Origin of the sequence: Nocardiopsis sp. JB363, assembly GCF_900143625.1 — a bacterium.
Taxonomy (GTDB): Bacteria; Actinomycetota; Actinomycetes; order Streptosporangiales; family Streptosporangiaceae; genus Nocardiopsis.
In genome coordinates this window covers 184,479-197,447 of the sequence record NZ_FRFF01000103.1, presented here as the reverse complement: position 1 = coordinate 197,447, position 12,969 = coordinate 184,479, and the positions used below count along the sequence as shown (strand labels likewise).

Sequence of the window (12,969 nt, the reverse complement as noted above, 5' to 3'; positions counted from 1 at the left end):
CCCCTACCTGGCCTCCCCACCCCCACACCACCCGATACGGGCGTCATGCCCTTTTCCCTCCTTGAACGGACAGAACACCATGTTCGAGAGTGCGACGTAGCCCTTGTCGCCCAGTCCGATCACCCTCGCGGCCTCGATACGCTCGACGATCCTCCAGATCCGGGCGGCCTTGGTGTCGTGCACCGCGCCGGGCAGCGACCAGGAGGGCCACAGTGGTTCGCCCTCGGGTGCGGACAGCACCTGGATGTTCATGCCGTGGTGTTGGTGCTTACCGGAGCAGAACGGGCGGTCGGCCGCCACACGGTCACAGTCGATGAGGGTGCCGTCCACGATCACCTACCCCCAGCCCTTGCGGCGTGCGCGGCGCAGGCCCTGTTCCAGGGTGGGTGCTTGGGTCTCACTCACGCACCGCCACACGGTCGCGGTACCAACGCCGAATCCGGCCGCTACCTGGGAAAACGGTTCGCCTGTGTGCAGGTGGACCAAGACCAACAGGGCCCGTTGTGCCGGGTTCAGCCTCCGCCACCGAGAACCGGTTCGGGCGTGGTGGGTACGGATGGTGCGGGCAGTCAGGTTGAGGGTGCGGCGTGACAACGGCAGAGCGGAGCGGTGGAACTGCATCGGAGCCCTTGGTGTGGCAGGTTTTCTTGGTCGTTAACCCACCTACCAGGGGCTTCTTGCTGTCAGGGGTGGTTCCGAGTGGTCGAAACACGGCTGTGACCAGCATTTTCAGGATGAAAAAGGCTCACTTTGCCGGGTCTTGTCCCTAGGGGCCTGCCCCCGGAAGGCCCCGCCTCCGCCCACAGGCGCCCCACGGCCGCGTCGGCCCCTCCCTTCGCAACTCACCGACCTGTTCACACCTCCACCGAACTCTCAAGGCGCGGCATCGGTTCCCGAGGTCGGTGTTCCGTTCAGTACAGGAGGTTGTACGTGATGGCCTCGATCAGCGCGATACCGAAGAGCGCAACCAGGATGCCCGGGTAGAGGCGGATATTGTCCCTGATACCAGCTCGGTACCCAGCCCAAGCCGACGGGAGCTCTCGCCGCCGGTAACCGAAGGTCGACTTCCAAAGGATGACGGACCCCAGCATCGCCAGGACATAGGCCTGGAACTCGATCACGAGAACAGGGGAAGTGGCGATGACCGCGATCGCCTCTTCAGACGATGTCGGGGCGAACGGCATACCGATATATACGGCACGCCATACCGTCGCGGCCACACCGAAGAAGGGGATGGCGAGCGAGGGCAGGGTCGTCGTCAACAGGGCAGCGAACAGGAGGTTCGCAAGGAACGTCAACAGCGTTGTCGTCACAATGTCGCCGCTCGCGTACGCATCGACGACCATGGACGCGCCCGGCGCCTCAAGGAAGGCTTCTATGTTCTTGAGCCCCCACTCGTACATCCCGGGGATGAGAGGGGTCACGATCATCGTCGCGGCGAGGGTACCGTAGACGACCACGTTGAGAAGAAGGTACGTCCTCCAGTTCTCCCGTAGCACGGTTCGGAAATTTACGTACATTCGCATCAATTGATATCCTTATATGTGATGGACACAAATCGGTAGATCATGAGCTCCACGGTGCGTCAGGCCTTGCCCTGACCCAAGCGGCGAAGGTGCGGGGTCAGCAGTGCGCCGAGGGCCGCGAGAATCCACAGCGCCGTGAGAGCGATCGTCGCTAGAGACAGTCCGCTGACCTCGATGAGCAGGGCGGCAACACCGATGCCCGCTGCGGGGACCAAAGTCATGATGGCGTTCTGCGCTCCCAGCACTGTGCCGCGTTGGGAGTCGTCGACGTTCTCGATGAACGCGAGTCCGATCACGGCGTTCATCGAGCCGCCACCGAGGCCGACGATCGCCGCCCCGGCGAAGATCGACCACACCGGGCCGAGGACACCGATGACGGAGAAGCCCACCGCGACGAGGACGAGACCGGCGATGAACCACATGCGGTGCGGGATTCGATGGCCGAAAGCCGCGAAGCATCCGCCGCCGACCAACAGGCCGGCCGCGAGGGCGCTGAGCACGAAGCCGACGAACTGGGGCTCATCTCGGAAAGCGAAGTGGACCGGGATCACCATGCCCTGCGTCGCGGCCAGCACGATGGCCAGGGCCATTCCCAGCAGGACCAGTCCGCGCAGCAATGGCGACCGGGCGATGACCCCCAGGCCGTAGAACATGGATCTCGCGGGCCGTGTCGTGGAGGACTCCGTGTGATCACGGGACAGCACAGTCGCGCGCTTGGGGACGGCGGCCGTGAGCAGGGCCGCCGCCGCTGCCAGGCCGGAGGTGATCCATAGCACTGTGACCGGCTCGAAAGCGGAGACCAGGATCCCTGCGATGGCCGGGCCGAGCAGCAGTGAGACCCCGGCCAGCGACTCCCGCAGCCCGATGAGTCGCGAGGGGTCCGTTGTGGCGGCCTTGGCGATCGCCGGCAGCATCGCCTCCCGTGCGGTGATACCCGGCACGTCTCCGAACGAGTTCAGAATGGCCACGGCGACGAACCAGCCCAGGCTCAGCCCGATCGTGAGATCGACGATCGGCAAGATCAGCAGCGCCACCGCCGAGATGACGTCGGAGAGGATGGCGGCGGTGCGACGGTTGATCCGGTCGACGAGCGAGCCCATGAGCAGCCCCGCGAGGGCCGCGGGCACCGCAGCGGCGATCGCCACGACACCCGCGCTCAATGGGCTGCCGGTGGTGAACAGCACCACCAGGGGCAGAGCGATCGCGGTGATCGAGTTGCCCATCAACGAGGTGCCGAAAGAAGTCAGGTAGAAGAAGATGATCCGTTTCACAGGACAAGCTCAAACTATGACGTCGCGTCGGGGTCAAGTCCGTGCCGGCGCTGATTTCAATGAAGTCTCAGCTCGGGCCGAAGACGGAACCTCTGGTGGTGTAGAGGCCGCCAACCTCTCCTGGACTCATGTTGCGGGGGACACGAAAAGCGACCCGGCTTCCCGAAACACCGTCTGATAGGTGTCCTGAGTGAAATGGGCGGTGGAATGGCCCAGCTCGACCGAGAGCACCTTCACATGGGTAAGGAAAGTGCGGGTCGGTTCGGGGGCCCAGCGTGCATCGGCCCCCGCCCCCGACCGTGCACGCACCTCGGCCACCGAAGGAAACCGGGTCCGGGCCTTGAGAGCGTTCTGGATCAGGTCCGCGATCTGAACCTCCAGATCCGGTTCCCCTTGCGCCAACTCCAGGAGCGCTTTGAGGTGGTCGAGTTTTTCCCAGGCCTGCTCCTGGCTCTCCAGTCCGGCACGACGGGCCTGACGACGCTTTCCCTCGCTGGTGCGAGGTAGTTCGAGTTGGCAATCGCAGTCCCCGTGGCGGGGGTTGAACGCCCCGCCCTGGCGGCGCAGCTTCGGACACCGCACCCCCAGCGCCCTACCGGAGTTCTCGTCCCGACATCCGCCGCGCCTTCACCCCCTGGTCGACCAGCGCGTCCAGTGCGCTCCTCACGGCTGGAGGTCGACCAGTGAGGCGCTGTCCCTCCACAGAGCGTCCCTCACCTTGTCGTCGCGAGCGAGTTTCGAGGGTTCGAGCCAAGTGAGCGCATCACGTCGAACAGCCGCGTAGTAGCGCCCGGCGGGCGGGTTCACCCTCCCCAGTGCGATCGCACCCAGGTGGGCACCGCCCGCCTCTTTGCTGTTGTAACGCCGCACCATCCGACGGAGGAGACCGCCCAAGACCCGCCAGGCGACGTTGGCCACGGCAGGCGCGTTGCGAAGCAGCCCGGTTCCGGGCGTAGGGCCCGGGTCGTATGCCAGGACGGTCACATTCTTGGCCACTACCTCCGGCTGCAGCGCCAGCGCACGCACAGCCAGGATCGTGCAGAGCTTCGCCGAGGAGTAGGCCCTCCCAGCCGCTACACGCGGCTCGACATCACGCTCCGGATCGCGATCGGGACGGGCCAGCAGTGTGGCATCGGCATGACGGGGCGGGGGGAGCATCGTGTTCTCCTCCGGGTCATGCGTACCACTTGTGGTCAGCGACACCACGGCGCCATCAGCCAGCCGGGGCAACAGCAACCGGAGCAGGAGGTAGTGGGCGAGGTAGTTGACGACGAAGCTCGTCTCGAACCCGTCGGGCGTGCGCCCGTCGCCGTTCGGCTGGTTCTCACCGGCGTTGAGAACCAGGGCATCGATCTCGCTGGTACCGAGCCGGTCGTTCACCCCGTCGACGAAGGAGCGCACGTCCGCCAGCCGTGTCAGGTCGAGCGGGAGGGATTCGGCACCGTCCGGCGCCTGTCCACGTGTTCCCAGTAGAAGGCGTGTGTCCGGAGTAGCGAGGACCTGTCGCGCCGCCACTTCTCCGATGCCGGATGTTCCGCCGGTCATCACGATCGTTCTCATCAGGGACGCACCTCGCTGCAGCAATAATATGAGTGGGGACTCCGCTTAATATAATGAGTGGACACTCGACTTAGCAAGGGCATCGGGGGCCCGGTAGTAACGTGAGTGGCTCTGGCTAGCCGCTTGACCGAGATGAGACTGATGGAACGACAGACCCCGGCGACCACCGCCCCTCAGCGGACGTCGCTGCGCGCCGACGCACGCCGTAACCGTGAACGAGTCCTGGAGGCCGCCGACACCGTCTTCTCCGAGTTCGGCCCGGCCGCCTCCACGGAGGAGGTGGCCCGACGGGCAGGGGTCTCCATCGGAACGGTGTTTCGACACTTCCCCACGAAGGAGGCGCTGATCGAGGCGGTCGTGATCGGGCGGCTCACGCAACTGACCGCGGAGGCCGAGCGGCTTGCCGACGCCGTGGACGCGGACGCGGACGCGGACGCGGACGCGGACGCGGCTTTCCTCATCTTCTTCCATCGCTGGATCGAGCTCTCAGCGACGAAGTACCAGTTCGCAGGGGCACTCTCTCGCTCCGGCACTGATGTGCAAGAGATCAGGAACACCCATCCGGACGTCGGGCGGAAGCTGCATGACGCTGTGGGCGTTCTGCTCACCCGGGCACAGCACACCGGTGGCATCCGGCGGGACGTGGGTGCGTCAGAGGTCATCGCGCTGTTGGTCGGAGCGTCTCGGGCGCACGAACACGTCGGTCTCGACGCCGACCAGCGCGCGCACCTCCTCTCGGTGATCATCGACGGTCTGCGCGGGTCGCGACCGGCGACGTGAGCCGCTCCGGAATCGCTGGAGGGCGTGGGGAGACGCGAATAAGCAGTTCGTACGCACCGATCAACGCGAAGTTCGGCCAAGCATGGATGATCCGCGACCACATCGTGGAGTCGGCCACCGCGAGATTGGCTGCCAACGCCGCGGCCGAGCCAGTAGGGACTGTCCGCTGTCACAGCCTCTGCCAGGTCGGTCTCGGCATCCGCAGGCCAAGACCCTCCCGGTGTCGGCGCCTTTCATCCGCGGCATGAGACCTCGTATCGCGCCTTGTCACTGCGGGCGACGCAGCCCGTCCAGTACGAGGGTGATGACATCGTCGGCCTCGGTCCGCCAGTCGGGGCGGTCGTGGGCCGCGCCGATGCCGTGCAATGCCATCATGACGGCGCCGGGGCCCAGGTCGTCACGGATGTCGCCGTCCGCGACGGCGGCGGTCACCAGGTCGGCGACCGCCTGCTCCAACGCCCTACCGCCTTCGGCGAGCACACCCGAGCGGCTGGCCATGATCGTGGCCAGTGTCCGGGCCAGGCCCTCGTGGGCACCTATGTGGTCGACCATGGCACGCAGGAAGGTCGCCAGCGCTTCCGCCGCGGGCAGCGTGGCCTGTAGTTCGCGGGCACGGGCGCACAGCGTGGCGACCTCCTTGTGGTAGACCGCCTCGGCCAGCGCCTCCCTGGTGGGGAAATGGCGGTACAGCGTGCCGGTGCCCACCCCGGCCAGCTGGGCGAAGTCGTCGAAGCGCAAGTCGAAGAAGTCGCCCGCGTCGAAGACCTCCCGGGCCTTGACGAGCAGGGCGTCGCGGTTGCGCTGGGCGTCGGCGCGCAGCGGCTTGCCTGCGGTCATGCGTTGCCTCCCATTGACAAACGGAGATCATCTCCATATCTTCAAAGTGGAGATTACCTCCACATAAATGATACCCCACGAGGTGTGCCATGAAGATCCTGATGTTCGGCCGAGGCGTGATCGCCACCATCTACGGCCGGGCCCTCGAACAAGCCGGGCATGACATCGAGTTCTACGTCCGGCCGGGCCGCGCGGCGACGTACGGAGACGCGGTGGACCTCGACCTGATCGATACGCGGCGCCGGGTGTGGGGGCGACGCGTCGTCGAGAAGTGGCCGGTGCGCTACCGCGAGGCGCTGGAGTCGGACCACGACTTCGACCTGATCGTGCTCAGCGTGCCGCACCACCGCCTCGCGGAGGCGACGGCCTTCCTGGCCCCGCGTATCGGCAAGGCCACGGTGTTGGTCTTCGGCAACCTCTGGACCGAGCCGCTGGCCGCGATCGGCGCACTCCCTGTCGAGCAGATCGCCTGGGGCTTCCCCCAGGCCGGTGGCGGTTTCAGCGCGGACGGCGTGCTCCGTGGGGCGCTGCTGCCGTCGGTGGTCTTCGGCACCCTCGGCCGGCCCCCGACCGACCGAGAGCGGGCCGTGCGCCAGGCGTTTCGCCAGGCCGGGCTTCGGATCAAAGAGCGGCCTGACTTCCGCGGCTGGCTGTGGGTCCATTTCGTGTCGGATGCCGGCCTGTTCTCGCAGGGCCTGCGAGTGGGTTCCCTGTCCAAGCTGGTCGGGGCAACGGGCGACCTGCGCGAAGGGCTACTGGCCGGCCGGGAGCTGCTGCCGCTCCTCCAGGCGCGCGGCCTTGACCTGCGACAGCACTGGGGCGGTGTGCTGCTGTTCCGGGCGCCCACCTGGCTGACGGCCCCCGCGCTCGCCTGGCTGACCGCTCATTTCGCGCTCGCGCGCGTGAGTCTCGCGGCGCACTCCGACCCCGACGCCGAGGAGCCGCGTGCGGTCTGCAGGGACGTCTTGGCCGAGGCACGGCGGCTGGACGTCCCAGTACCACGACTGGCAGCGGCGGAGCCGCACTTCGCCCAGGAGGGGACGGGGCGAGTCTGAATCCGCCGGTGTTGTCGGTCCCGGTGGTCCGTTGCGGCTCCTCGGTCCGCCACATCTCAAGCCGAATCCGATCGCACCAGTCGGTCGGCTGCCGTTCACACACGGCTTTCGCAGTCCAATCTCTATCGCCTGTCCGTGACGTCGTGGAAGGAAAAAGTCATGACCACCACCGAGAAACACGAGTTCCCCATGGCCCGTACGTGCCCGTTCGCGCCGCCGCCGGCGTACGAACAGCTCCGCGAAGAAGAGCCGGTCTCACGGGTTCGCCTGCCCGACGGGGGGTGGGCCTGGGCGATCAGCCGCCACGAAGACGTGCGAACCGTGTTGAACGACCGGCGGTTCAGCGCCCATCGGCAGCATCCGGACTTCCCAGCGCTGGTCGAGGGCGAGGCGGCGTCCCGGCGGCCGGACGCGGAGCGCATGCTGCTCGAGATGGACGCGCCCGAGCACGGGCCGGCGCGCAAGGCCGTGCTCGGGGAGTTCACGGTGCGCCGGTTGGAAGCGCTGCGGCCGCGGATCCAGCAGATCGTCGACGAGCAGATCGACGCGCTGCTGGCCGGGCCGAAACCCGGTGACCTGGTGAAATCGCTGTCGCTGCCAGTCCCGTCCCTGGTGATCTGCGAGATGCTGGGGGTGCCCTACGCCGACCATGAGTTCTTCCAGGACCTCACGGTGAAGGTGATCAACCAGTCGACGCCGCCCGAGGAACGGGGGGCGGCCATGGGGGCCATCCAGGGCTACATGGCCGACCTCGTCGCGGAGAAGGAACTGAACCCGCCGGACGATCTACTCGGGCGCCAGATCGTCAAGCTGCGCGCGAACGGCACCTACCAGCCGACGGCAGTGGCCGGAATGGGCCTCCTACTACTCGTGGCAGGCCACGAGACGACGGCGAACATGATCTCACTGTCGACTGTGGCGTTCCTGCGCAACCCGGAGCAGCTCGCGATGATCAGGGCCGATCCAGGCAAAACGCTCAACGCGGTCGAGGAGATGCTTCGGTACTTCACGATCATCGACGCGGGGACAGCCCGGCTGTGCGTAGAGGACATCGAGATCGGTGGGCAGCTCATCAAAGCCGGGGAAGGTGTGCTGGCACTCTCCTATGCGGCCAACCGTGACCCGAGGGCGTTCGAGAACCCGGACCAGCTCGACATCGAACGGCGCGCGCGCCAACACGTCGCGTTCGGGTTCGGACCCCACCAGTGCCTGGGACAGAACCTGGCCCGAATGGAACTCCACATCGTGTTCGACACACTGTTCCGCCGTGTCCCCACCCTGCGGTTGGCGAGGGACGTCGACGAACTGCCGTTCAAGGACGACGCGAACATCTTCGGCCTCTACCGGCTCCCGGTCACCTGGTAGTGGCCGCCCCACCCACCACCTCAGGAGATGAGGACCATGAAGATCATCGCGGACACCGACAGGTGCGTCGGTGCCGGACAGTGCGTGCTCACTGAGCCCGAGTTGTTCGACCAGAGCGAGGACGACGCCACAGTCATCGTGCTGGACGAGACACCGAAGAGCGAGCTGGTCGAGAAGGCCCGCGAAGCGGTGCACCTGTGTCCTGGCCAGGCCCTCTCCTTGGAAGCGTGAATCAATCAGTGGCTGACCTTTCAGCCTGAAAGGATCACACCGGTGGCCTGGTCGTAGGCGCCGAGGAGGTCTTCCCACCCGGCCTCAAGGTGGTGGGCGGCGCGGACACGGGGACCGTGAGGTGTCAGCCGCGATCATCTTCGTGGCGACCACCGGCTGTACATGGGCCCGGCTCCCACCGGTGTTCGGTCCCTCCGGGCCCACCGCGCACCGGCGTTTCACCGAGTGGAGTCGGGCCCGTGTACGGGCGAAGCTGCACGACAGTGGGCCATCGACTCATACGGGGACGAGATCAACACCAACCGCACCCGGCACGCCGGACCACCTGCTGTTGTGTTCTGCGTTTTTCGGAGTCGTCGATGCCCGATAGCGTCATCACATTGGTGACGCGGCCCCGGTAGGGCCGCGCCTCACCGACGCGAAGGTCGGCTTTGAGGGGCTACCGAAAATGTTCCAAGGGCCGGCGCGGTATGTGCCCCCGGTGAACGACGCGACAGTGCGCGGCGTGGTCTACCCCCAGCGGTCCCTGGTCCTGGTCGCCGGGGTACCCGGGGCCGGGAAGAGCACCCTGCTGCGGCGGCTGTTCGGACTCCGCGGAAACGAGGGCCGGACCGTGCTCACCGTGGAGGGGGTGCGGGTGATCGACTCGCTACAGTCGCGGTACCACCTGGGACTCTTGCTCGGTCGGATCCCCTACCCGCTGTGGCGCTGGGTGGTGCACGTACTGCACCTGGCCCGGATGGCCGCGGCGTTGCGCGGCGGCCCGGTAGTGGTGCACGAGTGCGGGACTCGGAGCCCGATCCGCGTGCTGCTCGCCCTGCTCTGCCGACTCCGCCGGTACGAGCTGCATGTGTTGATGATCGACGCCACTCCGCAGGAGGCCCGCAACGGGCAGAACACCCGGGGGCGGCGGGTGACCGAGCGCAGCCACCGGACGCATTCACGGCGCTGGCGACGACTGCGCGCGGCTACCCGGCAGGGGCCGGCGGCATTCGCGCCGGGCGTGCGCAGTCTGCTCGCACTCGACCGGCGCCGGGCGCGGGCGCTGGCCTGGATCCGATTCCCACGCCACAATCAGATGGCGTGGAAAGAGAACCCTCCGGCCCTTGTTCGGATCCACCCCGGTGACGACGTGTCAGAGCCCCTCCTTTCCTGAAACATCAACGGCGACCCAACAGGCTCTCTGATCACACTCCTGACAAAAGGGCCGGCACCGTGGACCCCCTTCACCCCACCGACCCCCTGCACGTGGGTAAGTACCGGCTGACCGCACGCTTGGGCACCGGCGGTATGGGCCAGGTCCACCTTGCCCGCACCCCGTCCGGGCGCAAGCTCCTCATCAAGGTCATTCGACCCGAGTTCGCCTCCGAGGAAGGCTTTCGCGCCCGCTTCGCCCGCGAGGCCGACGCCGCACGGCGGGTCGGGGGTTTCCACACCGCTCAGGTCGTGGATACCGACCCCGAAGACGGGAGACCGTAGCGGTCTACCAGGGGATTCCCACCGACATAGGGGGAATCAATCTCTCCCATCCGATCGAGGAGACGGACCTGCGGTTAGGGGACCTGACCAACGCCGACCGCACGCAGATCGAGAACATTGTTGACCTCGAAGATCTCCGAGGCCCCGCAACTGATAACCGCGTTGCGAGAAGAGGCCTCTGCATGAACATGGGCCGGTACAGGCTCAGGCCCGCTACTCGTCGGGGCAGCATCCGCCACGGGGACTGTTGACCGCGTCGCGGCTAGGGCGTGTCCTCACCCGGTCGGGGACGGTCGTGGCAGCTGGTGTCCTGCGGGTCCTGGCCGTCGAGGAGGTAGGCCTCCACCATCTCGGCCACGCACGGGTACAGCGGTTCCCCTTCGGGGTCTGAGACGGAGGAGCCGTAGAAGACGTGGCGACCGTCGTCGACGACGGTCAACAGCGGGCTGTCGAGCCGGTCGGCCATGTTGGCCGCGCCTTGATAGGGGGTCTTCGAGTCGAACTCGCCGGCGATGACGAGCGCCGGGGTCTCCCACTCACGGGTCAGGTCGACGGCGGGCTCGGTCGGCTGCTCTTCGGCGAACATGCACACCGGTGGTCCGGCCTGCGTCGCCGCCGGGCCGAAGGCGTGGGCGTCCCGGAACTCGCGCATGTCAGCCCGGTACTGATCCGGATCCGTGGGCCACTCGGCCTCGCAGTGGATCGCCCAGAGCAGGTGGGGAGGGCCGTCCAACCGCTCCAGCTGTTCCTCTGCCTCCTCCGGGTCCTCCGGTGGCATCGGCATGTCGGGGTCCCCCGGGGTCTCGGGAGCCTCCGGAAGGGGGGTCTCCTCGACCAGGGCCTCGAACACCAGGGCCGACTCGTCCCAGGCCCCCTGGTCATCGGCCGAGATGCCCACCAGGCTGCGGAAGTAGTCCTCGTCGTAGATCATCCCGTTCTCGGCTTCCCGGGGCTCCTCCCGGAGCCGCTCGGAGGTCTGTTCGAACGAGCGGACGACCTCCTCTCGCGTAGCCCCGAGACCGAACTCGTCGTCACGATCGGCCAACCAGTCCGTGTAGCGCTCGACGTTGTCGGTCGTGGCCCGGGCCTGGGCCAAGAAGTTCTCGCGCCAGACCCCGTCGGGGTCGACGGCCGAGTCGAGCACGGCACGGTCGAGCCGCTCGGGGAAGAGAGTTCCGTAGACCGCGCCCAGGTAGGTGCCGTAGGAAGCGCCGATGTAGTCGATCCGCTCCTCCCCCAACACCGCGCGGACGACATCCATGTCGCGGGCGGTGTTGGCGGTGGTGAAGTGGGGCCGCTGGTCGCTCTCGGCCTCGTCGCACGACTCGGCGTACTGACGCCGCTGGTCGAAGATCTGCTCGATCTCCTCGTCGGTGGGGTGCGTGTCCAGGACGGGAGGGTCGACTTCACAGTCGAGCCAGGTCGAGGCGCCCAGACCTCGCGGATCCATGCCGATGACGTCGTAGGCCTGACCGAGCGGGGTGGAGCCGATCTCGTCCGCGGTTATACGCCCGGTCGCACCGGGTCCGCCCGGGTTGGTGAACAGGACACCCTGTCGCTCTTTCTCGTCGCCCTGGGCGGGCCGGCGGCTCACCCCCACGTCGATCCGTTCGCCCTCGGGCGCGCCGTAGTCGAGCGGGACCTCCACCGTCGCGCAGTCGAGACCGGTGAGGTAGAAGTCTTCGCACTCTTCCCATTCCACGTCCTGGTCGTGGAAGGCGACCAGTGCCCGATCCTTGATGGGCTCGTGTCGGTCCTCGGCGAAGGAGACCGGTAGCGCGCCGGTCAGGGAGAGCGCGAGGCCGGTCGTGACCACGGCGGCTCCCGCACCCGTCAATATGTTCGCTGTTTCCACTGCACATTCCTTGCTTGTTCGGGCCGCTGGCCTCGTATCCACGGCCGGGACCGGTCATCGGTCGGCGCTTGGAAGGCAATGTAGTGAGGGGAGCGCCGCGGGCGGATCCACCCCGCTGACGAAATCGGGGGTGGCGATAGTAGGGCCCTTCGGTGCCCGGGGACGGGCTGTCATCGACGAAAGTCGGTGGACGGCTTCGACCCTCGGAAGTCGCGCGTTTCGTCGAACCCGTGCGGTGCGGCACGAGTGTGTCTTCACTCGCTCGGGTCGGGGGCTCCCGTGCCTGCCCGCGAACCGCGATGGCCGCCCCTGCGGGCCTTGGCGTGAGCCGGGAGGAGTTCGATCTGTGGATCACGTGATCAATAGCCCTCATGTGGATGACGCACCGGAGATCGCCCGGGTGCTGTTGACCGCTTGGTTGCAGAGCTATCCGAACAAGGAAGCGGGGATCGACGAAGCATGGATTCGCGAACATCGTGGTTCTGTCGCCACATCTGAGGGAATCGCTCAGTGGCAGGAGTTCATCGTCCGTGCCGCGCACCAGCCTGATCGATACTTCTGCCGCGTCGTGCGGCGCCAAGGTGAGATCGTCGGCTTTCTGTGCGGACGCCGGGAAGAGGAAGTGGTCAACCTCGGACCGATGTACCTCCTTCGCAAGGCTCAAGGAGAAGGCCTCGGCGGTCGGCTGATGGGGATGTTTCTCGGCTGGGCCGGAGATGTGCCCATGCACCTGTGGGTGACGGCCTACAACGAGGGGGCCATCCGTTTCTACCGACATCACGGTTTCAAGGTCACTGGCGAGCAGCATCTCTGGCAGGGCAAGCTCCCGAACATGCGCATGGCTCGCGCCCCCTTGTCCGACCACAGCACTTGAGCCCGTCGCACTTCATCGGCCGACCATCACCAACACGAATCCGAGCCTTTGATCCGATGGTCCACGCACCCCGACCAGAAGGAAACCCCAGGCCAGGACGGGTGGACCCGTATCCTCACCTGCGATTGGAGTCTCC

The 12,969-nt window shown here is 66.8% G+C and carries 14 protein-coding genes and 1 pseudogene; 8 read left to right on the top strand and 7 right to left on the bottom strand.

Translation table 11 applies throughout. From position 1 onward, the window contains the following. Nucleotides 1–3 precede the first annotated feature (3 nt). The 5 genes from BQ8420_RS32755 to BQ8420_RS16075 all read right to left on the bottom strand — a co-directional run bounded on the left by BQ8420_RS32755 (nt 4) and on the right by BQ8420_RS16075 (nt 4,357). Complete coding sequence (locus tag BQ8420_RS32755; RefSeq protein ID WP_235006271.1) at nt 4–330, bottom strand: transposase family protein; 327 nt, start codon at nt 328–330, stop codon at nt 4–6. 6 nt (nt 331–336) lie between these two features. Continuing rightward, the gene (locus BQ8420_RS32750; protein ID WP_235006269.1) at nt 337–621 is read right to left on the bottom strand and encodes a transposase family protein; all 285 of its coding nucleotides are present in this window, start codon (nt 619–621) and stop codon (nt 337–339) included. 290 nt (nt 622–911) lie between these two features. Beyond that, nucleotides 912–1,526: a hypothetical protein gene (locus tag BQ8420_RS16090; RefSeq protein ID WP_087099922.1), complete on the bottom strand. Its 615-nt coding sequence runs from the start codon at nt 1,524–1,526 to the stop codon at nt 912–914. Between the two features lie 59 nt (nt 1,527–1,585). Then, nucleotides 1,586–2,797: an MFS transporter gene (locus BQ8420_RS16085; RefSeq protein WP_087099921.1), complete on the bottom strand. Its 1,212-nt coding sequence runs from the start codon at nt 2,795–2,797 to the stop codon at nt 1,586–1,588. A gap of 663 nt (nt 2,798–3,460) precedes the next feature. Continuing rightward, nucleotides 3,461–4,357, bottom strand: a complete 897-nt coding sequence (locus tag BQ8420_RS16075) for an SDR family NAD(P)-dependent oxidoreductase (RefSeq protein WP_087099920.1) — start codon at nt 4,355–4,357, stop codon at nt 3,461–3,463. 141 nt (nt 4,358–4,498) lie between these two features. Here BQ8420_RS16075 and BQ8420_RS16070 point away from each other — a divergent pair, with 141 nt between their 5' ends. Beyond that, nucleotides 4,499–5,137 carry a TetR/AcrR family transcriptional regulator gene (locus tag BQ8420_RS16070; protein ID WP_087099919.1) on the top strand — a complete coding sequence of 213 codons (639 nt, stop codon included), beginning with the start codon at nt 4,499–4,501 and terminating at the stop codon, nt 5,135–5,137. Nucleotides 5,138–5,404: 267 nt separating this feature from the next. Here BQ8420_RS16070 and BQ8420_RS16065 read toward each other — a convergent pair whose 3' ends face one another. Then, on the bottom strand, nt 5,405–5,974 hold the full coding sequence (locus BQ8420_RS16065) for a TetR/AcrR family transcriptional regulator (RefSeq protein ID WP_087099918.1): 570 nt from the start codon (nt 5,972–5,974) through the stop codon (nt 5,405–5,407). A 101-nt stretch (nt 5,975–6,075) separates the two neighbouring features. On the opposite strand from BQ8420_RS16065, the gene BQ8420_RS16060 reads away from it, so the two are divergent. The 6 genes and pseudogenes from BQ8420_RS16060 to BQ8420_RS16035 all read left to right on the top strand — a co-directional run bounded on the left by BQ8420_RS16060 (nt 6,076) and on the right by BQ8420_RS16035 (nt 10,104). After that, on the top strand, nt 6,076–7,029 hold the full coding sequence (locus tag BQ8420_RS16060; RefSeq protein ID WP_235006267.1) for a 2-dehydropantoate 2-reductase N-terminal domain-containing protein: 954 nt from the start codon (nt 6,076–6,078) through the stop codon (nt 7,027–7,029). A 159-nt stretch (nt 7,030–7,188) separates the two neighbouring features. Further along, nucleotides 7,189–8,394 carry a cytochrome P450 gene (locus tag BQ8420_RS16055; protein ID WP_087099916.1) on the top strand — a complete coding sequence of 402 codons (1,206 nt, stop codon included), beginning with the start codon at nt 7,189–7,191 and terminating at the stop codon, nt 8,392–8,394. A gap of 36 nt (nt 8,395–8,430) precedes the next feature. Then, on the top strand, nt 8,431–8,625 hold the full coding sequence (locus tag BQ8420_RS16050) for a ferredoxin (RefSeq protein WP_087099915.1): 195 nt from the start codon (nt 8,431–8,433) through the stop codon (nt 8,623–8,625). A gap of 73 nt (nt 8,626–8,698) precedes the next feature. Continuing rightward, nucleotides 8,699–8,884: pseudogene (locus tag BQ8420_RS16045) on the top strand (transposase); the annotation flags it as partial. Between the two features lie 189 nt (nt 8,885–9,073). Further along, nucleotides 9,074–9,781 carry an AAA family ATPase gene (locus BQ8420_RS16040; RefSeq protein WP_235006265.1) on the top strand — a complete coding sequence of 236 codons (708 nt, stop codon included), beginning with the start codon at nt 9,074–9,076 and terminating at the stop codon, nt 9,779–9,781. A gap of 59 nt (nt 9,782–9,840) precedes the next feature. Beyond that, complete coding sequence (locus tag BQ8420_RS16035; protein WP_235006263.1) at nt 9,841–10,104, top strand: hypothetical protein; 264 nt, start codon at nt 9,841–9,843, stop codon at nt 10,102–10,104. A 262-nt stretch (nt 10,105–10,366) separates the two neighbouring features. Here the strand turns inward: BQ8420_RS16035 and BQ8420_RS16030 are convergent, their stop codons facing one another. After that, complete coding sequence (locus BQ8420_RS16030; RefSeq protein ID WP_160049328.1) at nt 10,367–11,920, bottom strand: alpha/beta fold hydrolase; 1,554 nt, start codon at nt 11,918–11,920, stop codon at nt 10,367–10,369. A 385-nt stretch (nt 11,921–12,305) separates the two neighbouring features. On the opposite strand from BQ8420_RS16030, the gene BQ8420_RS31960 reads away from it, so the two are divergent. Next, nucleotides 12,306–12,833 carry a GNAT family N-acetyltransferase gene (locus tag BQ8420_RS31960; protein ID WP_160049327.1) on the top strand — a complete coding sequence of 176 codons (528 nt, stop codon included), beginning with the start codon at nt 12,306–12,308 and terminating at the stop codon, nt 12,831–12,833. Nucleotides 12,834–12,969 lie beyond the last annotated feature (136 nt).

Coding starts and splice junctions, on each gene's coding strand:
- BQ8420_RS16070 (WP_087099919.1), top strand. CDS start 4,499: ATGGAACGACAGACCCCGGCGACCACCGCCCCTCAGCGGACGTCGCTG.
- BQ8420_RS16040 (WP_235006265.1), top strand. CDS start 9,074: ATGTTCCAAGGGCCGGCGCGGTATGTGCCCCCGGTGAACGACGCGACA.
- BQ8420_RS32750 (WP_235006269.1), bottom strand. CDS start 621: ATGCAGTTCCACCGCTCCGCTCTGCCGTTGTCACGCCGCACCCTCAAC.
- BQ8420_RS16090 (WP_087099922.1), bottom strand. CDS start 1,526: ATGCGAATGTACGTAAATTTCCGAACCGTGCTACGGGAGAACTGGAGG.
- BQ8420_RS16055 (WP_087099916.1), top strand. CDS start 7,189: ATGACCACCACCGAGAAACACGAGTTCCCCATGGCCCGTACGTGCCCG.
- BQ8420_RS16065 (WP_087099918.1), bottom strand. CDS start 5,974: ATGACCGCAGGCAAGCCGCTGCGCGCCGACGCCCAGCGCAACCGCGAC.
- BQ8420_RS16060 (WP_235006267.1), top strand. CDS start 6,076: ATGTTCGGCCGAGGCGTGATCGCCACCATCTACGGCCGGGCCCTCGAA.
- BQ8420_RS16075 (WP_087099920.1), bottom strand. CDS start 4,357: ATGAGAACGATCGTGATGACCGGCGGAACATCCGGCATCGGAGAAGTG.
- BQ8420_RS16050 (WP_087099915.1), top strand. CDS start 8,431: ATGAAGATCATCGCGGACACCGACAGGTGCGTCGGTGCCGGACAGTGC.